Annotated in this window: 25 protein-coding genes, 1 tRNA gene and 1 pseudogene; 18 read left to right on the top strand and 9 right to left on the bottom strand. The window is 57.2% G+C overall.

Going from position 1 to position 22612, the window contains the following annotated elements; genetic code table 11:
- Positions 1-3 precede the first annotated feature (3 nt).
- Positions 4-564 (bottom strand): glycine cleavage system transcriptional repressor, encoded by a 561-nt coding sequence (locus ACS5Q8_RS07655; RefSeq protein ID WP_247400444.1) that lies wholly within the window; start codon positions 562-564, stop codon positions 4-6.
- Positions 565-837: 273 nt separating this feature from the next.
- Between ACS5Q8_RS07655 and dapA the strand changes: the two genes are divergently transcribed.
- From dapA to ACS5Q8_RS07695, 8 genes are all read left to right on the top strand, one after another.
- Positions 838-1716 (top strand): 4-hydroxy-tetrahydrodipicolinate synthase, encoded by an 879-nt coding sequence (gene dapA, locus ACS5Q8_RS07660; protein WP_247400446.1) that lies wholly within the window; start codon positions 838-840, stop codon positions 1714-1716.
- A 17-nt stretch (positions 1717-1733) separates the two neighbouring features.
- Positions 1734-2849 carry an NlpB/DapX family lipoprotein gene (bamC, locus tag ACS5Q8_RS07665; protein WP_276196974.1) on the top strand — a complete coding sequence of 372 codons (1116 nt, stop codon included), beginning with the start codon at positions 1734-1736 and terminating at the stop codon, positions 2847-2849.
- A gap of 4 nt (positions 2850-2853) precedes the next feature.
- A complete protein-coding gene (locus ACS5Q8_RS07670) occupies positions 2854-3612 on the top strand; it encodes an MBL fold metallo-hydrolase (protein WP_247400458.1) in 759 nt (252 codons plus the stop codon).
- 27 nt (positions 3613-3639) lie between these two features.
- The gene (gene purC / locus ACS5Q8_RS07675; RefSeq protein WP_247400460.1) at positions 3640-4353 is read left to right on the top strand and encodes a phosphoribosylaminoimidazolesuccinocarboxamide synthase; all 714 of its coding nucleotides are present in this window, start codon (positions 3640-3642) and stop codon (positions 4351-4353) included.
- A gap of 83 nt (positions 4354-4436) precedes the next feature.
- Positions 4437-4526: transfer RNA gene (locus ACS5Q8_RS07680), tRNA-Ser, on the top strand.
- Positions 4527-4754: 228 nt separating this feature from the next.
- The gene (locus tag ACS5Q8_RS07685; protein ID WP_426099519.1) at positions 4755-5378 is read left to right on the top strand and encodes a GIY-YIG nuclease family protein; all 624 of its coding nucleotides are present in this window, start codon (positions 4755-4757) and stop codon (positions 5376-5378) included.
- Positions 5379-5401: 23 nt separating this feature from the next.
- The gene (locus ACS5Q8_RS07690) at positions 5402-5728 is read left to right on the top strand and encodes a hypothetical protein (RefSeq protein WP_465160024.1); all 327 of its coding nucleotides are present in this window, start codon (positions 5402-5404) and stop codon (positions 5726-5728) included.
- Positions 5729-5775: 47 nt separating this feature from the next.
- On the top strand, positions 5776-6009 hold the full coding sequence (locus ACS5Q8_RS07695) for a hypothetical protein (RefSeq protein WP_465160025.1): 234 nt from the start codon (positions 5776-5778) through the stop codon (positions 6007-6009).
- A gap of 141 nt (positions 6010-6150) precedes the next feature.
- On the opposite strand, the gene ACS5Q8_RS07700 is transcribed toward ACS5Q8_RS07695, so the two are convergent.
- Positions 6151-7356: a hypothetical protein gene (locus ACS5Q8_RS07700; RefSeq protein WP_465160026.1), complete on the bottom strand. Its 1206-nt coding sequence runs from the start codon at positions 7354-7356 to the stop codon at positions 6151-6153.
- Between the two features lie 836 nt (positions 7357-8192).
- A complete protein-coding gene (locus ACS5Q8_RS07705) occupies positions 8193-8876 on the bottom strand; it encodes an EAL domain-containing protein (RefSeq protein WP_465160027.1) in 684 nt (227 codons plus the stop codon).
- A 304-nt stretch (positions 8877-9180) separates the two neighbouring features.
- On the opposite strand from ACS5Q8_RS07705, the gene ACS5Q8_RS07710 reads away from it, so the two are divergent.
- A complete protein-coding gene (locus ACS5Q8_RS07710; RefSeq protein ID WP_426099515.1) occupies positions 9181-9522 on the top strand; it encodes a helix-turn-helix domain-containing protein in 342 nt (113 codons plus the stop codon).
- A 243-nt stretch (positions 9523-9765) separates the two neighbouring features.
- Here the strand turns inward: ACS5Q8_RS07710 and ACS5Q8_RS07715 are convergent, their stop codons facing one another.
- The gene (locus ACS5Q8_RS07715) at positions 9766-10704 is read right to left on the bottom strand and encodes a LysR family transcriptional regulator (protein ID WP_276196985.1); all 939 of its coding nucleotides are present in this window, start codon (positions 10702-10704) and stop codon (positions 9766-9768) included.
- A 158-nt stretch (positions 10705-10862) separates the two neighbouring features.
- Here ACS5Q8_RS07715 and ACS5Q8_RS07720 point away from each other — a divergent pair, with 158 nt between their 5' ends.
- The 5 genes and pseudogenes from ACS5Q8_RS07720 (at position 10863) to ACS5Q8_RS07740 (ending at position 16678) form a co-directional block, all read left to right on the top strand.
- Positions 10863-12182: an MFS transporter gene (locus ACS5Q8_RS07720; protein ID WP_276196986.1), complete on the top strand. Its 1320-nt coding sequence runs from the start codon at positions 10863-10865 to the stop codon at positions 12180-12182.
- 13 nt (positions 12183-12195) lie between these two features.
- On the top strand, positions 12196-13425 hold the full coding sequence (locus ACS5Q8_RS07725; RefSeq protein WP_276196987.1) for a Zn-dependent hydrolase: 1230 nt from the start codon (positions 12196-12198) through the stop codon (positions 13423-13425).
- An 89-nt stretch (positions 13426-13514) separates the two neighbouring features.
- Entirely contained in the window at positions 13515-14540 is a 1026-nt protein-coding gene (locus ACS5Q8_RS07730) for a histone deacetylase family protein (RefSeq protein ID WP_276196988.1), read from the top strand.
- A gap of 512 nt (positions 14541-15052) precedes the next feature.
- Positions 15053-15820, top strand: a pseudogene (locus ACS5Q8_RS07735) (MCP four helix bundle domain-containing protein); the annotation flags it as partial.
- Positions 15815-16678: a methyl-accepting chemotaxis protein gene (locus tag ACS5Q8_RS07740; protein ID WP_426099730.1), complete on the top strand. Its 864-nt coding sequence runs from the start codon at positions 15815-15817 to the stop codon at positions 16676-16678. The pseudogene ACS5Q8_RS07735 and the gene ACS5Q8_RS07740, both read left to right, overlap by 6 nt.
- A gap of 36 nt (positions 16679-16714) precedes the next feature.
- Here the strand turns inward: ACS5Q8_RS07740 and ACS5Q8_RS07745 are convergent, their stop codons facing one another.
- Together ACS5Q8_RS07745 and ACS5Q8_RS07750 are read right to left on the bottom strand one after the other, a co-directional pair.
- Complete coding sequence (locus ACS5Q8_RS07745; RefSeq protein ID WP_276196990.1) at positions 16715-16924, bottom strand: cold-shock protein; 210 nt, start codon at positions 16922-16924, stop codon at positions 16715-16717.
- A gap of 70 nt (positions 16925-16994) precedes the next feature.
- Positions 16995-17207: a cold-shock protein gene (locus tag ACS5Q8_RS07750; RefSeq protein WP_276196991.1), complete on the bottom strand. Its 213-nt coding sequence runs from the start codon at positions 17205-17207 to the stop codon at positions 16995-16997.
- A gap of 275 nt (positions 17208-17482) precedes the next feature.
- Here ACS5Q8_RS07750 and ACS5Q8_RS07755 point away from each other — a divergent pair, with 275 nt between their 5' ends.
- Positions 17483-18385, top strand: coding sequence for a LysR family transcriptional regulator (locus ACS5Q8_RS07755; RefSeq protein ID WP_465160028.1), 903 nt, complete (start codon positions 17483-17485; stop codon positions 18383-18385).
- On the opposite strand, the gene ACS5Q8_RS07760 is transcribed toward ACS5Q8_RS07755, so the two are convergent.
- Positions 18377-19135, bottom strand: a complete 759-nt coding sequence (locus tag ACS5Q8_RS07760) for a substrate-binding domain-containing protein (RefSeq protein ID WP_443694466.1) — start codon at positions 19133-19135, stop codon at positions 18377-18379. The genes ACS5Q8_RS07755 and ACS5Q8_RS07760 overlap by 9 nt on opposite strands.
- Positions 19132-20439: an MFS transporter gene (locus ACS5Q8_RS07765; protein ID WP_276196993.1), complete on the bottom strand. Its 1308-nt coding sequence runs from the start codon at positions 20437-20439 to the stop codon at positions 19132-19134. The genes ACS5Q8_RS07760 and ACS5Q8_RS07765 overlap by 4 nt, the downstream gene beginning before the upstream one ends.
- Before the next feature lie 198 nt (positions 20440-20637).
- On the opposite strand from ACS5Q8_RS07765, the gene ACS5Q8_RS07770 reads away from it, so the two are divergent.
- Entirely contained in the window at positions 20638-20784 is a 147-nt protein-coding gene (locus ACS5Q8_RS07770) for a hypothetical protein (protein ID WP_247402874.1), read from the top strand.
- Positions 20785-20914: 130 nt separating this feature from the next.
- Here ACS5Q8_RS07770 and ACS5Q8_RS07775 read toward each other — a convergent pair whose 3' ends face one another.
- Entirely contained in the window at positions 20915-21163 is a 249-nt protein-coding gene (locus tag ACS5Q8_RS07775) for a hypothetical protein (protein WP_465160029.1), read from the bottom strand.
- Between the two features lie 60 nt (positions 21164-21223).
- Between ACS5Q8_RS07775 and ACS5Q8_RS07780 the strand changes: the two genes are divergently transcribed.
- Positions 21224-22147 (top strand): LysR substrate-binding domain-containing protein, encoded by a 924-nt coding sequence (locus ACS5Q8_RS07780; protein WP_276196995.1) that lies wholly within the window; start codon positions 21224-21226, stop codon positions 22145-22147.
- Positions 22148-22202: 55 nt separating this feature from the next.
- Positions 22203-22565, top strand: a complete 363-nt coding sequence (locus ACS5Q8_RS07785) for a 5-carboxymethyl-2-hydroxymuconate Delta-isomerase (RefSeq protein ID WP_276196996.1) — start codon at positions 22203-22205, stop codon at positions 22563-22565.
- Positions 22566-22612 lie beyond the last annotated feature (47 nt).

The raw sequence follows: 22612 nt of genomic DNA on the forward strand, positions 1-22612 counted from the left end.
TCCTTACATTGGGTTCTGTGGGCGCCAAGGCTCGATCAATGCGTCGAGGTTCAACGCATCGGCGAAGTCCAGGAACTGGTCGCGCAGCCAACTGATCTGCACGCCGGCCGGCAAGGTCACGGTGAACGTGGCGTTGAGCATGGTGCCGCCGGTTTGCGGGGCCTGGTAGGTGTCGCAGGTGAGGTTTTCCAGTTCGACGTTTTGGTCGATAAAGAACTGGCACAACTCGTTGACGATGTCCGAGCGGTAGGCAGAGCTGACATACGCCACATAAGGCAGGGCCTGTGGGCGATTTTCCAGCGCGGCACTGCGTACCACATTGACGGTGAAGTTGTGCTTCTTGGCCAGGCCCGGCAAGCCGGTCTCCAGGCGCGCCAAAGCATCCCATGTGCCGGAAATCTGCAGCACCAGCGCGCTGCACTCGCCATGGCGCGTGAGGCGGGAGGTTACGACGGCGCAGCGGTTTTCATGGCTGGCGCGGCACAGGACGTTGGTCAGCTCCATGGGGTTGGCGCCGAGGGCACTGATAACAAGGAATTGTTCGCGAACTGTGGGGGTGGACATGCAGCCTTCCTAAAACGATGAGCGGTCGATACGGTGAGGGCTGTATCGATCAAAGCATGAAGGGTAGCGAAAAGCGTCGCCAAGGGATAGGAGGTGGCGTTTTCATTGCGTGATCAGCGGCTTTTTACTCCGCCTCGACCCGTACTTTCACGCAATGATGGCATTGCCCGTCGTTTAGTTGATCCAGAACGCGTCCTCAGGCGGTACTTCGCTTGTACAAGCATCTTGGCGCCAGTACCATTACGGCTCTCTTTTTCCGGCAGGAGCGGTTGCATGATTGCGGGCAGTATGGTGGCACTGGTCACACCCATGGATGCACAAGGTCGTCTCGACTGGGATAGCCTGGGCAAACTGGTGGACTTCCACCTGCAAGAGGGCACCAACGCCATTGTGGCGGTCGGCACCACAGGTGAATCGGCCACCCTCGACGTGGAAGAACACATCCAGGTTATCGAGTTCGTGGTCAAGCGTGTCGCGGGCCGTATCGCCGTGATCGCCGGTACGGGCGCCAACTCGACGCGCGAAGCGATCGAGCTGACCAAAAACGCCAAGAAGGCCGGCGCCGACGCCTGCCTGCTGGTGACCCCGTACTACAACAAACCGACCCAGGAAGGCCTGTACCAGCACTTCCGCACCATTGCCGAAGCGGTCGATATCCCGCAGATCCTCTACAACGTGCCGGGTCGCACCGCGTGCGACATGAAGGCCGAGACGGTGATCCGCCTGTCCACCGTGCCAAACATCATCGGTATCAAGGAAGCCACCGGCGACCTGCAACGCGCCAAGGACATCCTGGCCGGCGTGAGCAGCGACTTCCTGGTGTATTCCGGTGACGATGCCACCGCTGTCGAGCTGATCCTGCTGGGCGGCAAGGGCAACATCTCGGTGACCGCCAACGTGGCCCCGCGCGCCATGAGTGACATGTGCGCCGCCGCCCTCGCCGGCGATGCCGTGACCGCGCGTGCGATCCACGAGAAGTTGATGCCGCTCAACAAGACACTGTTTATCGAATCCAACCCTATCCCCGTGAAATGGGCGCTGTTTGAAATGGGCATGATGCCGGACGGTATCCGTCTGCCGCTCACCCGTCTCAGCGAAGCCTGTCACGAACCGCTGCGACAGGCCCTGCGCCAGTCCGGCGTCCTGGTTTAATTGAGGAAGCACTACGCATGAAGCGATTGGCCGGACTTTCCGCACTTGCCTTGATTATCTCCAGCACCAGTGGCTGCGGTTGGATCTGGGGCCCGGAAGGCTACTTCCGTGACCGCGGCAGCGATTACCTGGAAGCACAAGCAACCAAACCGATGCAACTGCCGCCGGACGTCAGCGTCGCCAAGCGCCTTGATCCGTTGCTGCCGATTCCGCGCAATGTCGCCGACGACACCGCCAAGGGTGAGTACGTGGTGCCGCGTCCACAGCCGATCTCGGCCGTGGCGAATACCAGCGACTACAGCCTGCAGAAGAGCGGCGACTCGCGCTGGATCGTGGCGCAGCGCCCACCTGCCGAAGTCTGGCCGGTGGCGGTGCAGTTCTTCCAGGACAACGGTTTCCGTATCGACGAGCAGCGTCCGCAGACGGGTGAGTTCACTACAGCGTGGCAGCAAGGCAGCGAGCTGTCGGCCAGCATGGCCAAGCGCCTGCAGTCCGGTGGCGTCGCCGCTGACGCCGAAGCCCGCGTGCGTGTGCGCATCGAGCCTGGTGTGCAGCGCAATACCAGTGAAGTCTATGTGGTCAGCGCCGAGCGTCCGGCTGGCAGCACCTCCAACGTCGAGTTCACCAATCGCTCGGTCAACACTGGCGTCGATGCTGCACTGGTCGACGAGATGCTGGCCAGCATGAGCCGTATCTCCGAGAAGGGCGGTTCTATCTCCCTGCTCGCCGCGCGTGATTACGACACCCCGAGCCGCGTCAGCCTCACCGAAGACGGCAGCGGCAACGTGGTGCTGAACCTGGGTGAAGACCTGGACCGTGCCTGGGCCAGTGTTGGTCGCGCGTTGGAACAAGGCCCTTGGCGTGTTGAAGACATCAACCGCAGCCTGGGCCTGTACTACATCAACGTGGCGGAAAAAGCCGAGAAGAAAGACGACGAGCCAGGTTTCTTCAGCAAGTTGTTCGGCAGCGCTCCGACCAAGGAAGAGATCGAAACCCGCGCCGAGCGTTATCAGATTCGTTTGAGCAAGGTTGGCGAAAGCGTGCAAGTCACCGTCGAGAAGAACATCAACACCGTTGCGCCGGCTGAAACAGCGCGCAAAGTGTTGGGCGTGATTCAGGACAACCTGGGCTGATCCGATGCGTTTTGCCGTTCTCGGCAGCGGTAGCCAAGGGAACGGCACGCTGGTCGCTCATGACGACACGTATGTGCTGGTGGATTGTGGTTTCTCGTTAAGAGAAACCGAGCGGCGCCTGTTGCGCTTGGGGGTTCACCCCTCGCAGCTGAGCGCGATTCTGGTGACCCACGAACATGCAGACCATGTGCATGGCGTGGGTTTGCTGTCTCGGCGCTACAATCTTCCGGTGTACCTGAGTCGCGGCACTTTGCGCGGGATGCGCAAACCCATTGAACCCGCAGGCTTCCTGGCTGGTGGCGAGCAACTGCAGATCGGTGCCTTGAGCATTGATGTGATTGCCGTGGCGCATGACGCCCAGGAGCCGACGCAGTATGTATTCAGTGGCGGTGAGCGACGTTTCGGCGTACTTACCGACCTGGGTTCCTACTGCGCCAACGTGCTGGACGGCTACCGGAACCTCGATGCATTGATGATCGAGTCCAACCACTGCCGAGATTTGCTGGCTCGCGGTCATTACCCGTACTTCCTCAAGCAACGGGTGGGCGGCGAACTGGGGCATTTGAACAACCACCAGGCGGCGTACCTGGTGTATGAGTTGGGCTGGCAAGACCTGCAACACCTGGTCCTGGCCCATCTGAGCAGCAAGAACAACCTGCCGCAGCTGGCCCGGCAATGTTTTGTCGATACCCTTGGGTGCGACCCGGACTGGCTGCAACTGGCCGATCAAGATTCAGGGCTCGACTGGCGACACATCGCCTAGCCCACCTCACTCAAAGCGGAGCCCATCATGGAAAAACGTGAAGAACTCTACCGCGGCAAAGCCAAGTCGGTGTACAAGACCGACGACGCCAACCGCCTGATCCTGCTGTTTCGCAACGACACTTCGGCGTTCGACGGCAAGCGCATCGAACAACTTGATCGCAAGGGCATGGTGAACAACAAGTTCAACGCGTTCATCATGCAAAAACTCGAAGCGGCAGGCATTCCGACCCAATTCGACAAGCTGTTGGGCGACAACGAGTGCCTGGTCAAGAAGCTGGACATGATCCCGGTTGAATGCGTCGTGCGTAACTACGCCGCCGGCAGCCTGGTCAAGCGCCTGGGCGTGGAAGAGGGCATCAAGCTCAACCCTTACACCTTCGAATTGTTCCTCAAGGACGACGCCAAGGGCGACCCGTTCATCAACGAATCCCACGTTGTGGCGTTCGGCTGGGGCACCGCCGAGCAACTGGCGCGCATGAAGGAATTGTCCCTCAAGGTCAACGACGTCCTGAGCAAACTGTTCGACGACGCCGGCCTGCTGCTGGTCGACTTCAAGCTGGAATTCGGTGTGTTCCACGATGGCTCCATCGTCCTTGGCGACGAGTTCAGCCCGGACGGCTGCCGCCTGTGGGACAAGGACACCAAGAAGAAGATGGACAAAGACCGCTTCCGCCAAGGCCTCGGTGATGTGATCGAAGCCTACGAAGAAGTCGCCAAGCGCCTCGGCGTACCGCTGTAATCGACGCAAGCATCTGATAGCACGGAAAAAAATCGCTTCTGCGCTTTGCTTTCCTGAGATGGGCTGTTATGATGCGCGCCGTTGGAGAGATGCCAGAGTGGCCGAATGGGACGGATTCGAAATCCGTTGTACCTTCACCGGTACCTAGGGTTCGAATCCCTATCTCTCCGCCATTATTAAAAGCCCTTGTAAATCAATGAGTTACAAGGCAGAAAAACGGTAATTATGTAGCAAAATTCTGTAGCAGCGCCTTTGAAGGCGGTGGAACAGAAAAAGCCTACAGATTGCCGTTTTTTTTCGCCCGCCTTTTTCTGGGTTGCCTCTCAGTCGCTGAATCACGTTACCTTGCCCTTGTGGTGGCCTTTGGATAGCATCGGGGCTTATCACAAGGATGTTTGACTATGCTTACTCGCTCGTTCAAAGAAACGGTCAGGTCCGTGGTGGAGGCTTCTCAGCAGCCTCTGACACCGCAAGAGATCAAAGAGGTCGTAAAGGCCCAATATCCAGAATTCCATGGTACGCCTTCACACCTTCGCAACGTTGAGCGGGGCCACTACACGACCTTAGATCATGCACTGTTAGCTCAGATTTATGGCGTGGTGAAGACCAATGATGAGTTCTTCTGTGACGACTCAACTAAACCTTACAAGGTATCACTGACTACTGGCGAGCTTGCTGAAGATGCACCTGAGCTAGAAGACTTTGACGTACCCATCGGCAACGTTTACGTGTTGAAAACAGGAACCTATACTCAGCAGGGTCGCGAGATCATCAAAATAGGTTTCACATCTCAAGCTATAGAAAAGCGAATTTTGCAGCTCTACACAACTGGTGTGCCTTTCGAGTTCTCTGTTCATAAGGTTTACTCAACTCGCAATTTTATTGAGCTTGAGCAAGCGCTGCACAAGTTGCTGACAGACTTTAGAATTAATAAGTCTCGAGAGTTTTTTACTGATGATGCTCTTCCATTTATTGATGGGGTAGTCGAGATACATAGGTTGATTCAGGCGGAAGCTAAGCAGTAGTTTTGTGCGATAAGGAGTTTGAAATGCCAAGAATTACGCTAACAGATGTTGTAGATATTATTTCTAAGTCCGGTACGCCTAAGGCAACGAAGGTAAATCAGATAAAGTATCGTCAGGCTTATTCTCCGCAGACTGACTTTTATAAGCCTCTAAGGGAATGGATTGTCTCTATCCATCAAAAAAATCATCCTAAAAGTCAGCTGGGTGATGTACTAAAGTTTCTCACGGACGAGAAAAAAATAAAAACTACCCCAAAGCTATTAGCGGTTATGAGAAATGGTGGGGAAGAAAGATTATTAGTTGGAATTCTTCTTTTAGTGCGGTTTATAGTTATCAGAATATCGATATAGGCATAAATCCGGAGCTTGGGTTGGTGGTAGATGGAGTTCCGCATCTCATGAAGCTTTATCTGAAAGACGAGCCCCTCCATAAGCTTCGGGTCGATGTTATTTTGGCATTAATGCAATCTGCATTAAGTTCTGGCGCGCCTGAAGATTGCAAGATGGCTATTTTAGATGTTAGAAATAGCAAGTTATTTTGCGCCAGTTACGATTCCGCGGGTCTAGAAAAGCTGATGAAAATGGTTAACGCCGAATTGGCGTATATTTCTGTTCTTTGGGATCAGATCTAAGTGTTGTATTGATTTTCGTGTCAGGTTAGAAATGTGGTGGCTGTAGGTTGGTTTGATATGCGGGTAATTTAAACTAAAGTGTTTTCTACGGCTCTGTAATCCAGCTTTTCTTCATTGGTTTAAGATAAGCTGGATCTGTATTTAAGCATTTGTGTTAATTGATATGCTATTCCGCTGTAGGGTAAGGCCTTGTTCCGTGAGAACTCGTCCAGCATGAGCGTACTCAGTACTGTAGGCCTTTTCTATCTGTCGTTTCATTGGGGAATCTGGAATTTTTCGAATAGCGTTGATGTCAGTTGTCGCTTCGATAGTTTGTAGCGTTTGAGCGATTTTTATCTCAGTCTCAAAATTCTTCAGCTCTTCACCATGAATTTGTGTTTGGATTAGTTTTATCTCTTCCTCCTTCTTCTTCTTTTCTAACTCGTGGAGTTCTTTTGCCCTTTTTTCTTGATTAATCGCTTGATATAGCGCTGCACCTCCTTCGATTATTGCTCCTAACGGGCTGTTACGTTTTATCTCTTTGAGTTCTAGGCCATTTTGTTCTTCTTTGTTTACAAGGGATCTGCCAAGGATCCTAATATTGTTGTTCCCTATTCGGGCACATACTAAAGGTCTGGTTGTTGTGTCAAAGCTTGTAAAAAACTCTGATAACATGCTTTTTAATCGTTTATCACCTTTGTGGGTGGGCGAAATTATTGTGCTTTTTTGATCATCACTTAACGTTAGGATGATGTCTAGGCTTGAAAAAATATATTCCTTATTTTTTCTGTATTTTTCTAGAGATTTTTCAAAGATCCCAGGATCTGGTTTATTTTTCTTCTCGCCGCGCTTTACTGCGTTTTCGTAACTTTTATCTGCTCTCGCTATAGCGAGATTGATTATGTAGTCTTCAGCAGCGGTAAGGCCTTCTGTTTGCAGTGCCTCAAATGCTGATGCGACTGTCTGAGTTCTGAACGGTTGAACGTGGGTTTTTCTCAGTGTTGAATTTATTGTGTGGAATGCTTTGTAGAAACAGTTGAACTCATATATATATTTGCTTGGAATTAACGGTATCGGCATGCCGATAGGGTAGAAAGTCTTCGCCGCGTTAGGTTCTGAGAGTAAGTTCATTTGCGAATACCGCTTATAAAGCGGAAGCGAATGGTCGAATATGAATATGTCTTCGGGAGGTATGCCGTGCTCTATTGCGGAGCATATGGAGTTTAAAAGTTCAAATTTGTAATATACGGTGTTGAGTTTGTTAAGAAAGCCAGCAATTTCCCAGGGGTACATAGGCTCATCTCTTTTTTGGATGAACTTCAGTTTTATCCTTGTGGAGGTGTTTTTGTAGTCGTAGTCGTCAAACATTTTATCTCCCTGATTTTTTAACTCATTATATCGGACGTATTTTTTTCTTTAGCACACAAATCATATCGACTGATATAAACCGCCGCATTGTACCTCGGGATAATCACAATCGGTAGTGGCGTATGGCCTTCTTGGTGCAAGGCAGCAGTAAGGCTACTGAGCTGAGATAGGGGGAGCGACGATCGTCTTGCGCGTGCATTGGGCGTTCGACCAATAGCTGCTGAGTTTACAGATGAGTAAATTCATCAAGAGATTTACGGTATTTCTGTAGCAAAAATATGTAGCAAAATCTGTGGAAACCCCCGCATATCCAGTGTTTACGGGGCTTTTAGAGCATTTGTCCACTGCTCCCTATCTCTCCGCCATTATTTGAAGAGCCCCGCAGATCAAGGTCTGCGGGGCTTTTTCGTTTCTGGATTGTACTGCTCGGTTGTACTGCTCAAACCCCTTGCCGCACTCCAAACCCTTCGCTACGCCCTCGATTTCCAATCAACTGATAACCAGGGCGTCTTCAGGCTCCACCAGTGAGTTCGCCTGCTAATGGCGGGCAATTGGAGCGCAGCTCTGCAATCTGCTTCAGCGTACCCTGGGGTTGACTACATTTGGCCAAAAGAGGCAAGGACGCTTCCAGCGTTTAGCCACGATGTACCGGGTTGTGCATTAGAGAAGCCTTACGAAGGCTGAATTTGAATCAGCACTCGACATTGAATTTTTGACATGCCACGCACAGTTCAATTGTCTTTAAGCCAATCATCTATGTGCGAATGATGCATGGGGTGCGAAAAGTAATACCCTTGGACAAAAAAGCAACCTAAGCTAATCAAGGTTTCCAATTCCTAGCGAGTTTCAACGCCCTCGGCTATACATTCCAGTTGCATGTCACTGCTCAAAGCAACTAAAGACTTTACAATTTTGTAGCTGGTGGGGTTTTCATCAATGCCAGCAACAAAGGTTCGATCTATTTTTATTTTGGTGAGTACCAGCGAAAGTAGTTGGCTAAGGCTAGAGTATCCAGTACCGAAATCGTCAAGGGCAACTCCGCAACCTAGCCGACAGAACCTGTCAATAGTATGTTGTACCTTAACAACATCCTGCATGATCGCTGTTTCGGTTATTTCCAGGTCAAGTCGCCTGGCGTCGAAATGGCTGGCTTTAATTATTTCGATTATTTGTCCGGCGATTTCGTCTGAAGCGCAGTCGTGTGTGGACAAATTAAAAGAAAGGCAAATGTGGCGGGGCCAATCAGAGGCAATCAGCAATGCCTTGCCGAGCAGGTGAATGGTCAGGCGATTTATTAAGCCAATCCGCTCGGCAATCGGAATGAATTGGCCGGGAGGGACGTCACCTAGCGCTGGGCTGCTCCAGCGTGCCAATGCCTCGAACGCGACAGTCCGCCGGCTACGCAAATCAATCACTGGCTGAAAAACCAGGCTGAATTCGTGCTCAATATCGACCTGACGCAACGCCTGTTCGATCATGCCTTGTCGTGTCAGTTGTTGATTGTGGGAAGGTGTGAGCATGAGCGTGAACCCCCCAGTTACCCAACCATAGGCAATAGGAGCGGTATTTTTTGACCGATAACGACAAATAAGTTCTTGCTGCTTCTCAGGCTCGGATACCTGCAGGCACCAAAAATCAATCGCATTTTCCTGCAGGCATAATTTTCGGCGTCCATGGGAAAATTCCTTAGCAATTCAACATCGTTCAGATAGTCAAAAAATGACTATACTGAAATTGGCTATAAAATAATAGTAATCTAGCCTTTTTATGATCTTCCTGGGGGGATGATTAGGTGTAAGCATTTGATTTTAAGTGATATTTACTATGAAGCAAAATGCCACCATCAGTATAGGCAAGCGAATCAAGCACTTACGACTAGACAATAAATGTACACAGGCCGCCCTTGCCGAAGCATTGGGGTGCGAGTCGATGACAGTGAGTCGTTACGAGAGAGGCGAATACGCCCCTAGCATCGAAATGTTGGAGCGAATTGCTGACGTCCTAGGCGTGGGACTGGAGGCTTTTTTCCCGAACCGGGATCACGCTGAACCAACAACCGCGAACCTTCGCCATTGCCTATGCGACATTGCCTATCAGGCAGATGAAACGTCGCTCAAAGAAATTCTTGGAGCCGCAAAACGGATCCTAAAAAATCGAGTGCAATAGACGTACTCGGTTCAATTCACCTAATAGCGAATACGCTCTTTTCAAGTTTGATCTTGGCAGGTGTGATAGATGTCATTAATTTGCAAAGCAAAGAGCAATTGTCTCAACGAACAGAACTTGCATTGACGCGGAAGGAACTTACAAAATTCACCGAAGCCCAGCATGAGCAAGCCAAAGTTCTATTGGGCTCCCCTGCGAGAGCCGTCTGGTCTCTCCGTCAGGTAAATCGCTAAATACCTCCGACTATCGCACCAGACGAGCCAAAAGACTGTCGATAAACACCGTTTCCGCCCGACTCATCTTCTGCTCCCGGTGCCACAACACATGGATATCCACATCCGCAATCCCCTCATCCGGCGGCAAGCGCCAGAGCAGTCCGTTCTGCACATCTTCCGCCACCACGTGAATCGGCAGGCAGCCCAGGCCAAACCCGGCAATCACCAGACGGCGCACTTCTTCCAGGCTGGATGACGACGCCACGATCCGCCCGCTGAAGCCCTGTTGGTCACGGAATATCGTCAATGGCGAGAGCATCCCGCCGATCTGGTCACTGGTAAAACTGACGAAGTTTTCCGACTGCAAATCCCTTTCGGCCAAGCCGTGACGCCCGAACAGTGGGTGGTGTTTTCCGCAGAAAAAACCATAACGTTGGTGCAGGAACAGATGTTGTTCCAGGCGCGGCTGTGGCCGGCGGTTGAGGCTCAGGCCCAAAGTGGCGGTTTTTTCCAGCAGGGCAGCGACGATGTCGGAGCTGCGCATCACCTCAACGTCCAGGTCGACCCGAGGATGTTCGCGGTGAAAGTCGGCCAGAAAGTCATCGAAAGTGTCGGAGTTGATGCGGCTGATCATCAGCAGGCGCACCTTGCCGATCACCTCATCGCCGGGTTTTTGCAGGGCGTTGCTCATCTGCGAGACCTGGCCGTACATCTCGCCGGCGATGGCGAAGATCTGTTCGCCAGCCTCGGTCAGTACGAAGCGCGGGCCACGGCGCGCGATGAGTTGGCAGTCGAGTTGCTCTTCCAGGCGTTTGAGGGCCTGGCTGATGGCTGGCTGGGTCAAGTGCAGACGCGCGGCAGCGCGGCTGATGCTCAGTTCCTGGCCGATGACGCGGAAGGTGCGCAGCAGGTTCCAGTCCAGGCGGTCGTTGAGCAACGGATGAATATCGCGGCGGGTTTCGGGCATGGCGCGGCTCAATAATAAGCAGGGTTTATAATTGGAATAATAAATAGAAAATTGACTAATTATAGACCGGCGACGATAAATCACCCTCAACAAGCGCCATCAGAGCGCATGCGTTCGACCTTTCTCCTGCCAAAAAAATAACCAAAGGAGCCAGCCCCATGAAGCCTTCCGCTTCGCCCCAGCCTCGCCGCGCTGCGGCCGCCGCGTTCATCGGCACGATGATCGAGTGGTACGACTTTTACATCTACGCCACCGCCGCCGCGCTGGTGTTCGGTCAGCTGTTTTTCCCTTCCGAAGATAAATTGTTCAGCACCATGGCTGCGTTCGGCACCTTTGCCGTGGGTTTTTTCGCGCGACCGTTGGGCGGCATTGTGTTCGGGCATATCGGCGATCGGATCGGGCGCAAGAAGTCGCTGGTGATCACGCTGGTCATGATGGGCGTGGTCACCGTGTGCATCGGGCTGTTGCCGACCTACACGCAGATCGGCGTCGCGGCGCCGGTCCTGCTGGTCTTGTTGCGCATCGTGCAGGGCATTGCCGTCGGTGGCGAGTGGGGTGGGGCGGTGTTGATGGCCGGCGAGCATGCCCCAAAGGGGCGGCGTAACTTCTTTGCCTCCTTTGCCCAGTTGGGTAGCCCGGCGGGGTTGATCCTATCGCTGCTGGCGTTCAGCGCGGTGACCCGTTTGCCCGAAGAAGACCTGCTCAGTTGGGGCTGGCGCCTGCCGTTCCTGGCCAGTGCCTTGCTGTTGATCGTTGGCCTGGTGATTCGCCTGGGGGTGAACGAGTCGCCTGAGTTCCTCGAAGACAAAGCCTTGGCCGAAAAGGCGCGGGTGCTCAAGCCGGACCAGGCCCCGGTGATCGAAGTACTAAAAACCGCCTGGCGCCCGCTGCTGCTGTGTATCGGTGCCAACACCCTGGGCATCGCCGGCGTGTATTTCACCAACACCTTCATGATTGCCTACAGCACTCAGCAATTGGGCCTACCACGTTCGTTGATTTTGGAATGTCTGTTCGTGGTCGCCATCATCCAGTTCTGCGTGCAGCCCCTGGCGGCCTGGGTCGCGGAGAAGGTCGGCGCCACGCGTTTTCTCTGCGCGATGACAGTGCTGGCGATGGCGTCACCTTACCCAATGTTCGCGCTGGTCAGCAGCGGCCAGGCGCCGTTGATCATCCTCGGCATCGCCCTGGCGGTGGTGTGCATGGCCTCGTTTTATGCGGTGATCGCAGGCTTTGTCAGCGGCCTGTTTGAAACCCGCGTGCGCTACACCGCGATTTCCCTGGCCTATCAGGTGTGCGGTGCGCTGGCTGGTGGCCTGACGCCGTTGATCGGCACCTGGCTGGCCCACGAATACCAAGGCCAATGGTGGCCGATGGCAGTGTTTTACAGCCTGATCGCGGCGGTCTCGCTGGTGTGCGTATTGGCCTTGTCGCGCCGCCACGCCACCGCCCACCGCCTGGAAATGGCCCCCAGCGTTTAATGGAGCGGGTGCAATGTTGAAGATTAAGGGTGAGCGTCTATGGGCCAGCCTGATGGCCATGGCCGAAGTCGGCGCGACCGCGCGCGGTGGTAGTTGCCGCCTGGCGTTGAGCGCCGAAGACCAAGCCGGTCGCGAGCTGTTCAGCCACTGGTGCAAGGCTGCCGGGCTGACCCTGAGCGTGGACGCCATCGGCAACCTGTTCGCCCGGCGCGCCGGTACGGATAAGGACGCCGCGCCGGTGATGATCGGCAGCCACCTCGACACCCAGCCCGAAGGCGGGCGCTTCGACGGCGTCTACGGTGTGTTGGCTGGCCTGGAGGTGATGCGCAGCCTCGACGACCACGGCATCCAGACCCGCAAGCCGCTGGAAATCGCGGTATGGACGAACGAGGAGGGCGCCCGTTTCACCCCCGCCATGCTCGGCTCCGCCGTGTTCACCGGTACGTTGGCGCTGGACCAAGCCCTGGCCACCACCGATGCCGACGGCGTCTGCGTGGCCGACGCCTTGCGCATGATCGGCTACCACGGCGAGCGTGTTTTGGGCGGGGCGGTGGATGCGTATTTCGAAGCCCATATCGAGCAAGGCCCGATCCTTGAGGACAACGCCAAGAGCATCGGCGTGGTCAGCGGCGGCCAGGCGATTCGCTGGCTCGACGTGCGGGTCGAAGGGCTGGCCGCGCATGCAGGCACCACACCGATGCCGCTGCGCAAGGACGCACTGTATGGCGCCGCAAAAATGATCCAGGCCCTGGAATGCCTCGCCACGGATTTCGCTCCCCAGGGCCTCACCACTGTCGGCGAGTTGAGCATTGCCAAGTCTTCGCGCAACACCATTCCCGGTTTGCTGACCTTCACCGTCGACCTGCGCCATCACCGCGACGCCGACATTGAGGCGATGGAGCAGCAGGTCAGGGCGCGCTTGCAGGCCATCGCGCGCAAGCGCGGCCTGAGCGTCACCATCAGCCCTCATTGGATCAGCCCGGCCACGCCATTCGATGCCGAATGCGTGGCCTGCGTGCAAGCGGCGGTGGACGCCTTGGGTTACAGCCAGCAGCCCATTGTCAGTGGCGCGGGCCATGATGCCATCCACCTTGCACGCTATTGCCCGACGGCAATGATCTTCATTCCCTGCGTCGGCGGCCTCAGCCACAACGAAGCCGAAGACGTACTGCCCGAGGACGTGCGCCAGGGCGCCGATGTCTTACTCAACGCCGTGTTGAAACGTGCCGGCCACGCCAACTGACCACCTCATTCTGGAAGACTGAAGACGATCCGCTATGGGTGCAGGCAAGTCAGCACCCACAGGCCACCGTGCTCACTCAGGAGATGCCCATGCAAACGTTTTTCCACCCCGAACAACTCCTGCATCATCCGCGCAGCTACTACTCCCGTGGTCAGATGCGCACGCCGCAGGAAGTCCCCGAGCGCGCCCGCAACCTGCTGCAGGCCGCGCAAACGCTGGGCTTTGAGATCGTGTCACCCGAGGACCAAGGTCTTGAGCCACTGCTGGCCGTACACGGCGCGTCCTATCTGGCCTTCCTACAGGAGGCTCACCTGCGCTGGAAGGAAATCCCTGAAGACTGGGGCGACGAAGTCATGTCCAACATCTTCGTGCGTGAGCCCAACGCCCTGCGCGGCATCCTCGCTCAAGCCGCGCGCTACCTGGCAGATGGCAGTTGCCCGGTCGGCGAACTGACCTGGCGCTCGGCCTATTGGTCGGCCCAAAGCGCCGTCGCCGCCGCCAAGGCCGTCCTCGATGGCGCGCCCGCCGCCTACGCGCTGTGCCGCCCGCCCGGTCATCACGCGCGCTTCGATGCGGCGGGTGGCTTCTGCTACATCAACAACGCGGCAGTGGCGGCGCAGGCGTTGCGCAAGGGCTTCCAGCGCGTCGCGGTCCTGGATACCGACATGCACCACGGCCAGGGCATTCAGGAGATTTTCTATGATCGCGACGACGTGCTCTACGTGTCGATCCACGGCGACCCCACCAACTTCTATCCCGCTGTCGCCGGTTTCGCCGACGAGCGCGGCAACGCGACGGGCGAGGGCTTCAACCTGAACCTGCCGATGCCCCACGGCGCCAGCGAGGCGGTGTTCTTTGAACAACTCGAACGTGCCCTCAAAGCGCTGAAGGACTTTTCTGCAGATGTGCTGGTGCTCTCCCTGGGCTTCGACATCTACGAACTGGACCCGCAAAGCAAAGTCGCGGTGACGCGGGACGGGTTTGCGCGGTTGGGTGAGTGCATTCGTGGGCTGGGGCTGCCCTGTGTGATCGTGCAGGAGGGCGGGTATCACCTGCAGACGTTGGACAGCAATGCGCAGGCTTTCTTCGGCGGCCCGCAGGCTTGGGCGAAGTAACCGGGTATCAGTCTTGCGGAGGTGTGATATCTTTGTGCCATCATATGTCGTGACGATCACGGAGGATGGTATGAAGAAGCTGTTATTGGTGGGGGTATTGGTGGTGTTGGCGTTTAGCCCGTTTATTGCGGCGGCGTGCCCGAAGGGGACGCATCCGGTTGGGGGCACGGGGTCGCATCACAAAGGTGGGACTTGTCAGTAGTCGATTGATCGACGATGCGTGTGAAATCACGGTTCGAGCGTCAACCCTTGCGAGTGCGCTTGAGGGCGGTTAACCGATGACCGCACCGAAAGGCCTGCTGAACTGAATGTTCTGCAGGCTTTTTCGTTTCGGATGGAGAGATCATGGTCTTTCCCGTGGACGGATTTTTCCGTATACGCAATTCCCCCTGTAACCCTGCATGACTGATCCCCGGCGCATGAGGGCGAAATGAATGACGTCTCTAAAGTCTTGTTCCTTGCGGCCGAAATATCCTTGTATGACATCTGATCACTAATAAGAGCCTCGAAAAATGTCCTTACGTAGCCTGTCCATCGCCCGCCGCGCGGGCCTGGGTTTTGCTCTGATTGCTTTGCTTGTGGCCATACTCGGGTTTTTTGCGCTCTCGAACATGGCCAGCATTCGTGAAAGTGCGGTCCAGGTTGAGCGCGGGCTGGTGCCTAAAATGCGTCTGGTCTCGGATCTCCGCGAGATCATGTTGCGCATTCGCACGATCTCTTTGCGTATGGCGCTGGACCCGAACCCGGCAAGCATCCCGCAATACCGCAGCCAGATGGACACGCGCAGCCAGGACCTGAGCAAAAGGCTGGCCGACCTCGATGCTGTGATCGACAGCCCCGAAGTACGCGCGTTGTATGAGCAGTTCCAGGTCTCGCTACGCCAATACCAGCAGGGCCTGGCCCGGTCGTTTGCGCTGGCCGACCAGCAGCAGGGCGCTGAACTCAACAAGTTGTTGCTGGTGGACATGAAAACCGTGGTCGACGGCTCCGGCGCCCAGCTCAATGCGTTGGCCGACTACTACAACGCGCAGATCAGCCAACAGGGGCAGGCGGCCGAGGCGCAGTATGGCCGTTCGCGCACGATGGTCTTCGGCTTTGTACTCCTGGCCGCCTTGAGTACCGTGGCGCTGGCGTGGCTGCTGACGCGCAGCATCGTCGGCCCGCTGAGTCATGCGGTGCGGGCGGCGGAAAACGTCGCCCGTGGCGATCTGACCGAAACGGTGGCGGTGACCGGCGACGACGAAGTGACCCGCCTACTCGTGGCTCTCCAAAGTATGCAAGCCAGCCTGCGCGGCACCTTGCAGCTGATTCGCCAGTCGGCCGGGCAGTTGGCGTCGTCCGCTACCGACCTGAACGGCATCACCGACCAAAGCAGTCGCAGCCTGCAAAAGCAGACTGCGGAAATCGAGCAGGCCGCCACCGCCGTCAACGAGATGACCTCGGCGGCTGATGAGGTGGCGCGCAACGCGGTGTCCACCTCCGAGTCCACACGTATGTCCAACGAAACGGCGCGCGAAGGCCAACATCGCGTGGGCGAAACGGTCAGCGCCATTCAAGCCCTGAGCACCAACATCGGCGAAACCTCGACCCTGGTGCAGCACCTCGCCGAGCAATCGCGGGATATCGGCAAGGTACTCGACGTGATTCGCTCCATCGCCGAGCAGACCAACCTGCTGGCGCTCAACGCCGCCATCGAAGCGGCACGCGCCGGGGAGTCCGGACGTGGTTTTGCGGTCGTGGCCGACGAAGTGCGCGCCCTGGCGCACCGCACCCAGCAATCGACCCTGGAAATCGACCAGATGGTCAGCGCCATGCGCGCGGGTTCCGACCACGCACTGACTTCGATGCAGTCGAGCACCGCACGCGCCACCGACACCTTGGCGTTGGCGGAAGGGGCCGGCGGTGCCTTGAGCCAGATCACCGATTCCATCGATCAGATTCACCAGCGCAACCTGGTCATCGCCAGTGCCGCCGAGGAGCAGGCTCAGGTCGCCAAGGAAGTTGATCGCAACATCGTCAACATTCGCGACTTGTCGGCGCAATCGTCTTCCGGTGCCGGGCAGATCAATGGCGCGAGCCGGGAACTGGCGCAACTGGCGGTCGCGCTGAACGAGGCGGTGGCACGCTTTCAACTGTAGTGAAGTGCGTCGCGAGTGGCGGCGCGCAGGATGGCGCTAATTCAGCGTCGGTTCTTCCACGATCTCAATATTGACCGCTTGCCACTCGCCCCCCGGCCCCCGTTCCACTTCGTAAGTGACGGTTTGCCCTTCGCGCAGCACCTGACCGCCCTGGGCGGTGCTGCTGCGAAAGAACACGTCTTGCGTATCGTGGACGGCAGTTTCGCTGCTGATGAATATTGCAGTCTGTGGAGTTTTACTGGGCATAGCCGTTCTCCTTTTCCAGTGCAATGCATGGCCCGTGGTGGGCGGGGTGAAGCGGTCATTCGAGGGCTTGTCAGTTGACCACTTGGACTTTTTCCGCCTGCATGCCTTTAGGCCCTTGAATCGCTTCGAAGCTGACTTTCTGCCCCTCTTTCAGTGATCTGAATCCATCGCCTTCAATCGCCTTGAAGTGTACGAACAGGTCGGGTCCGCTCTCCGGAGTGATGAACCCAAAGCCTTTTTCGTCGTTGAACCACTTCACTGTGCCGTTCTGTCTATCGCTCATTGTTCGTCTCCTCTAAACCCTTGTGTCCTGCTATGCACCGACGCGTTGTCGAGTGCGGCATGCATAATCAAAGACCCGCGCGAGCCAATCGTCAACACAGCGCGAGACCAGCGGTACTGTCATTTCTGACAGGTTCGCAGGCTATGAAAACGCGCCATACTGCGCAGTTTCATGCTGAAAATCTGGCGTATTCGAGCGGCAGTCCCCGCGCACATGGCGCCTCGTTACCGCCCATACGATAATCCCCCCATCCCGATCCCCATTGGCCGCCCTCCGTGATCATCAACTTCGACCTCAACGACCTCCAAGCCTTCCGCGCCGTAGTAGACAAGGGTAGTTTTCGCGCTGCCGCCGATGCCATCCGGATCTCGCAGCCGGCGCTCAGCCGTCGCATCGAAAAGCTCGAAACTGCCCTCGGTGTGAAGTTGTTCGAGCGCACCACGCGCCGAGTCAGCCTGACCATGGTCGGGCGCGCCTTCCTGCCGCAGGTCGAGCGCATCCTCGATGACCTCGACATCGCCCTGATGGGCATCAGCAACGTTGCCTCCACGCGTATGGGCGACGTGACCATCGCGTGTGTGCCGTCCACCGCGTATTACTTCATGCCTCATGTGATCTCGGCATTCCACAAGCTGTACCCCAAGATCCGCCTGCGGGTGCTGGATGCCAGTGCCGGCGAGGTGTGCAACGCGGTGGAAAGCGGCGAGGCGGATTTCGGCGTGAGTTTCAGCGGCAGCCTGGCCGATGAGGTGGAGTTCGAATTGCTGTTTCAGGAGCGTTATGTGCTGGCCTGCCGCCGCGATCACCCGCTTGCCGAGCGCGCCAGCGTAAGCTGGGCCGAGGCCTACGAGCATGACTACATCACGGTGGACAAAACCTCGGGCAACCGTTTCCTGCTGGACCAGGCCTTGCGCGGGGTGCGGGTGAAAAAGCCGAGCATCTGCGAGACGCACCACGTGACCACGATGCTCGGTTTGGTGGAGGCGGGGCTGGGCTTGGCGATGGTGCCGTCGATTGCCATGCCGGGCTCTGAACACTCGACTTTGCTGAGTGTGCCGCTGGAGGAGCCGCAGGTGATGCGCAATGTGGGTTTGATCAAGCGCCGCGGGCGGACGTTGCCGCCGGCGGCGCTGGAGTTGGAGCGGTTGGTGCGGGAGCTGCCGTATCGCTCAGCGTGATACCGAGTCCAGGCCGGTGGATTGCACCACCGGTTGCGCCTCGGGCGAGGCGAGGTACTGCAGCAGCGCCTTGGCCTGCGCCGGGTGTTCGGCGTTGACCGGAATGCCCGCCGCAAAGCGCGTCACCGATTGCACGTCTTCGGGGATCTTGCCGACGTAAGTCACCCCCGGCACCGGCAACAGTTCCGCCACCTGTTGCAAGCCCACCTCGTAGTCACCCTTGGCGACCTGTTCGGCCACGGGGATGCGTTCGATCATGGTGCCCTTGGCCGGCATGCCGAGTTTCTTGAACAGTTCCTTCTCGACATACACGCCGCTGGCGCTGTCCGAATACGCCACGGACTTGGCCTTGAGCAACACCGCTTTGAGTTCGGCATCGGTGCCGATGGCCGGTTTGGCCGCGCCTGCTTTCACCACCAGGCCGATCCGCGAATCCGCCAGTTCCACGCGGGACGCTTTGTCGACCTTGCCTTGTTTGATCAAGTCATCCAGGGCGTAGCCGACCATGATCACCACATCGGCGTGTTCGCCACGGGCCAGGCGGTTGGGAATCGCTTCCGGCGCCTTGCCCATCGACGGGCCGAGGACGGTGTCGAGGGTGTCGCCGCTGCGCTGGGCGTATTGCGGGCCCAGCAGCGTGTAGGCAGCGGTGAAGCCACCGGAGGTCATCACCGTGAGTTGTTCGGCCTGGGCCGTCAGCGCCAGGGCGCTGAGGGCGAGGACCGTCAGGGTGTTCAACAGCGCTTTCATTGCGCCGCTTCCGGCATCACCTGCCCACGGGTGTTGGCCCGGTAATACAACGCGAGGGTCGAGCACAGGGCGCACAGGGCGGCGAACATCAACCAGTAGGCCGGCGAAGCCTTGTCGTCGGTGATGTGAATGAACCAAGTGGAGATCGCCGGGGTGAAACCGCCAAAGACTGCGGTCGCCAGGCTATAGGCGAGGGAGAAGCCCGCCACGCGCACTTCCACCGGCATGATTTCGGTCAGCGCCGGGATCATCGCGCCGTTGTACATGCCATACAGGAAGGAGAACCACAGCAGGGTTTCGAGCATATGCGCAAAGCTCGGCGCGTTTACCACGTAGGACAGCGCCGGATAAGCCGTGAGCACCGTCAGCGCGGTCATGGCGACCAGCACCGGTTTGCGCCCGAAGCGGTCACTCAGGGTGCCGCCGATGGGCAGCCAGACAAAGTTCGATACGGCCACCAGCAAGGTCACCAGCAACGCATCCGACGTGCTCAGTTGCAGCACGGTTTTGCCGAAGGTCGGCGCGTACACGGTGATCAGGTAGAACGCAGTGGTGGTCATTGCCACCATCAACATGCCGCCGATGACCACGGACCAGTTTTTCGCCAGGGTCGCCAGCACTTCGCGCATGCTCGGGCGATGCTTGCGGTTGGCGAACTCTTCGGTCTCTTCAAGGTTGCGCCGCAGCACAAAGATGAACGGAATGATCACACAACCGACGGCGAACGGAATACGCCAGCCCCAGTCGGCCACAATCGCCGGTTCCATCCACACGTTCAGGCCATAACCCAGCGCGGCGGCGACCACGATGGAGATCTGTTGGCTGCCCGATTGCCAACTGGTATAGAAGCCTTTGCGGCCGGGGGTGGCCATTTCTGCGAGGTATACCGACACCCCGCCCAGCTCCGCACCGGCCGAGAAGCCTTGCAGCAGACGGCCGAGCAACACCAGCGCCGGTGCCCACAGGCCAATGGTGTGATAACCCGGCACCAGCACGATCAGCAGCGTGCCGCTGGCCATGATCGACAGGGTCACGATCAGCCCTTTGCGACGACCGACATCGTCAATGTAGGCGCCCAGGATTACCGCGCCCAACGGACGCATCAGGAAGCCCGCGCCGAATACGGCGAAGGTCATCATTAATGACGCAAACTCATTAGCGGCGGGGAAGAACGCGGCAGCGATGTAGGTGGCATAGAAGCCGAACAGGAAGAAGTCGAACTGTTCGAGGAAGTTGCCCGAAGTAACGCGGAATACCGCACCCACTTTTGAACGGGCAGAGTCGGGTCGGGTAGGGCTTGTCATGGTTTTGTGTCTCCAGCGTTCTTTTTAAAGTGCTTGTTTCGCTTAGGACTGAGGATAGTGGCTGACACATTTGGAAATGATAAGTGAGTAATTTGGATTGATTGATGCGTTTTGATTATCAATTGTCAGCGCAGACCCATTGTGCAGTCCTTGTTCTATGCTTGCAGGCGTAACCAACTCTTACGGCCGGGGGTGCCTATGACTGACGAACAGAAACAGCGGGACGAGCGGGAGCGGGAGCAACGTCGGCGGCGCTTGGAGGAAGAAAAGCCGCAGACCTGGAAGCATCCCGAGGACGGTACGGAGCTTTCGGAGCAGGATCAGGAAATTCCGCTGAAACCCTGATGCCCCAAGTGTGGGAGCGGGCTTGCTCGCGTTTGCGCTATATCCGTCAGCCAATCGAGCACCCTGTGTGTGGGGTTGCTGACCCTGGCGCTGCGTTTGCGCCCGGAACAGCCAACGGCCCCTCGGGTGGTTATGAGACCAGCAACGAAATAGGATAACCTGACGCCAGCACCAGATACGCCACCACCGCCGCCAGGCACAAACCGACGAATACCCGCAACAAAGTGCGGGCGGTGGGGTGCGCGATAAACTGGATGATCCAGATACAGAACCCGGCCAAGAGGGTGGCCGCGGCGAGAGTGACCAGCACGAGAGTGTTCCTGCGAGCTTGAAGAGCTGATTTATAGTCGCAAAGCTGTCTATTGAACAGAGTGCGCATAGACGCAGCCCCTTCGGGCTTTCTAAACTGCGGCTTGTCGTGGGGAAAGAGCAGGCGCTGATGAATCGCAATGAATTACGTAAGGCCGACATCAACTTGATGGTGGTCTTCGAAGCACTGATGCTCGAGCGCAATGTGACGCGGGTGGCGGAGAAGCTGTTTCTCGGCCAACCGACCATCAGTTCGGCGCTCAACCGGCTACGCACCTTGTTCAACGATCCGCTGTTTATTCGCGTCGGCCACCGCATGGAACCTACCGCGCGGGCCGAGGAAATCATCCTGCATTTGTCGCCAGCCCTGGACTCGCTGTCATCGGCCCTGAGCCTGACCCACGATTTCGACCCGTCCGTCAGCACCATGACCTTCCGTATCGGCCTGTCCGATGATGTCGAGTTCGGCCTGTTGCCGCCGTTGCTGCGCGCCTTGCGCCAGGAAGCGCCGATGGTGGTGTTCGTGGTGCAGCACGTCGACTACTGGCGGATTCCCGATCTGCTGGGGTCCGGTGATATCACCGTCGGCATCACCCAGACCCGTGGCCTGCCGGCGAATGCCAAGCGCAAGTTGCTGCGCCATATCCGCCCGCGCCTGTTGCGCGCCGACGCGTCCGACCGGCCGCTGACCCTCGATGAATATTGCGCGCGGCCCCATGTGCTGGTGTCCCACACCGCCAACGTGTCCGGGTTTGCCGATGAGTGGCTGGCGGAAATCGGGCGCAAGCGTCATGTGGTGTTGTCGGTGCCGCAATACAGCGCGCTGCCGGCACTGCTGGCCGGCACCGACCTGATCGCCAGCCTGCCGGACTACACCGCCGAAGCCATGTCGCTGTCGGGCAACCTGTTTTGTGAGCCATACCCGTTCGAGACACCCACCCTGGATTTGTCCATGGTCTGGCTCAGCCATGTGGACACCGACCCTGCCGAGCGCTGGATGCGTTCGCGGCTGGAGGCGTTTATGAGCGACCGCGACCTGGTGAAAAAGGCCTGACGCTTTTATCCGTGGTATATCTAGGAATCTTCCTACGGTTACTTCGGAGACTCCCATGCCACACCTGCACCTGGAATACACCGCCAACCTGACGCAACTGGACACCGATAAGGCTCTATTGCGTCTGAACCACGCGTTGGTGGCCTCCGGTCAGTTTGGCGCCGAGTTCGATATCAAGAGTCGTTCGATCAAGGTCGAGAGCTTTCGCGTGGGCACCGGCATGAACGTGCGGGGGTTTGTCGCCGTGCGCCTGGCGTTGCTCAGTGGGCGCTCGGCGCAGGTCAAGAAGCAGTTATCGGAAAGCCTGTTGGCCGTGGTGCAGGAGCTTGGGCCATGGCCGGAGGGGGTGCAGGTGCAACTGAGTGTCGAGTTGCTGGATATCGATCGCGATGCCTACAGTAAAGTTGCGATCGGCTGAGTGCTTCCGTCCTCCACAACCCTGCCGCTCTGCGTCGGTGCGTGAGC

The sequence above is a fragment of the Pseudomonas sp. PAMC25584 genome, assembly GCF_058135675.1.

Excerpts from the sequence above, each read along its gene's own strand:
- ACS5Q8_RS07655 (WP_247400444.1), bottom strand. The coding sequence starts at position 564 with ATGTCCACCCCCACAGTTCGCGAACAATTCCTTGTTATCAGTGCCCTC.
- dapA (WP_247400446.1), top strand. The coding sequence starts at position 838 with ATGATTGCGGGCAGTATGGTGGCACTGGTCACACCCATGGATGCACAA.
- bamC (WP_276196974.1), top strand. The coding sequence starts at position 1,734 with ATGAAGCGATTGGCCGGACTTTCCGCACTTGCCTTGATTATCTCCAGC.
- ACS5Q8_RS07670 (WP_247400458.1), top strand. The coding sequence starts at position 2,854 with ATGCGTTTTGCCGTTCTCGGCAGCGGTAGCCAAGGGAACGGCACGCTG.
- purC (WP_247400460.1), top strand. The coding sequence starts at position 3,640 with ATGGAAAAACGTGAAGAACTCTACCGCGGCAAAGCCAAGTCGGTGTAC.
- ACS5Q8_RS07685 (WP_426099519.1), top strand. The coding sequence starts at position 4,755 with ATGCTTACTCGCTCGTTCAAAGAAACGGTCAGGTCCGTGGTGGAGGCT.
- ACS5Q8_RS07690 (WP_465160024.1), top strand. The coding sequence starts at position 5,402 with ATGCCAAGAATTACGCTAACAGATGTTGTAGATATTATTTCTAAGTCC.
- ACS5Q8_RS07695 (WP_465160025.1), top strand. The coding sequence starts at position 5,776 with ATGAAGCTTTATCTGAAAGACGAGCCCCTCCATAAGCTTCGGGTCGAT.
- ACS5Q8_RS07700 (WP_465160026.1), bottom strand. The coding sequence starts at position 7,356 with ATGTTTGACGACTACGACTACAAAAACACCTCCACAAGGATAAAACTG.
- ACS5Q8_RS07705 (WP_465160027.1), bottom strand. The coding sequence starts at position 8,876 with ATGCTCACACCTTCCCACAATCAACAACTGACACGACAAGGCATGATC.
- ACS5Q8_RS07710 (WP_426099515.1), top strand. The coding sequence starts at position 9,181 with ATGAAGCAAAATGCCACCATCAGTATAGGCAAGCGAATCAAGCACTTA.
- ACS5Q8_RS07715 (WP_276196985.1), bottom strand. The coding sequence starts at position 10,704 with ATGCCCGAAACCCGCCGCGATATTCATCCGTTGCTCAACGACCGCCTG.
- ACS5Q8_RS07720 (WP_276196986.1), top strand. The coding sequence starts at position 10,863 with ATGAAGCCTTCCGCTTCGCCCCAGCCTCGCCGCGCTGCGGCCGCCGCG.
- ACS5Q8_RS07725 (WP_276196987.1), top strand. The coding sequence starts at position 12,196 with ATGTTGAAGATTAAGGGTGAGCGTCTATGGGCCAGCCTGATGGCCATG.
- ACS5Q8_RS07730 (WP_276196988.1), top strand. The coding sequence starts at position 13,515 with ATGCAAACGTTTTTCCACCCCGAACAACTCCTGCATCATCCGCGCAGC.
- ACS5Q8_RS07740 (WP_426099730.1), top strand. The coding sequence starts at position 15,815 with ATGCAAGCCAGCCTGCGCGGCACCTTGCAGCTGATTCGCCAGTCGGCC.
- ACS5Q8_RS07745 (WP_276196990.1), bottom strand. The coding sequence starts at position 16,924 with ATGCCCAGTAAAACTCCACAGACTGCAATATTCATCAGCAGCGAAACT.
- ACS5Q8_RS07750 (WP_276196991.1), bottom strand. The coding sequence starts at position 17,207 with ATGAGCGATAGACAGAACGGCACAGTGAAGTGGTTCAACGACGAAAAA.
- ACS5Q8_RS07760 (WP_443694466.1), bottom strand. The coding sequence starts at position 19,135 with ATGAAAGCGCTGTTGAACACCCTGACGGTCCTCGCCCTCAGCGCCCTG.
- ACS5Q8_RS07765 (WP_276196993.1), bottom strand. The coding sequence starts at position 20,439 with ATGACAAGCCCTACCCGACCCGACTCTGCCCGTTCAAAAGTGGGTGCG.
- ACS5Q8_RS07770 (WP_247402874.1), top strand. The coding sequence starts at position 20,638 with ATGACTGACGAACAGAAACAGCGGGACGAGCGGGAGCGGGAGCAACGT.
- ACS5Q8_RS07775 (WP_465160029.1), bottom strand. The coding sequence starts at position 21,163 with ATGCGCACTCTGTTCAATAGACAGCTTTGCGACTATAAATCAGCTCTT.
- ACS5Q8_RS07780 (WP_276196995.1), top strand. The coding sequence starts at position 21,224 with ATGAATCGCAATGAATTACGTAAGGCCGACATCAACTTGATGGTGGTC.
- ACS5Q8_RS07785 (WP_276196996.1), top strand. The coding sequence starts at position 22,203 with ATGCCACACCTGCACCTGGAATACACCGCCAACCTGACGCAACTGGAC.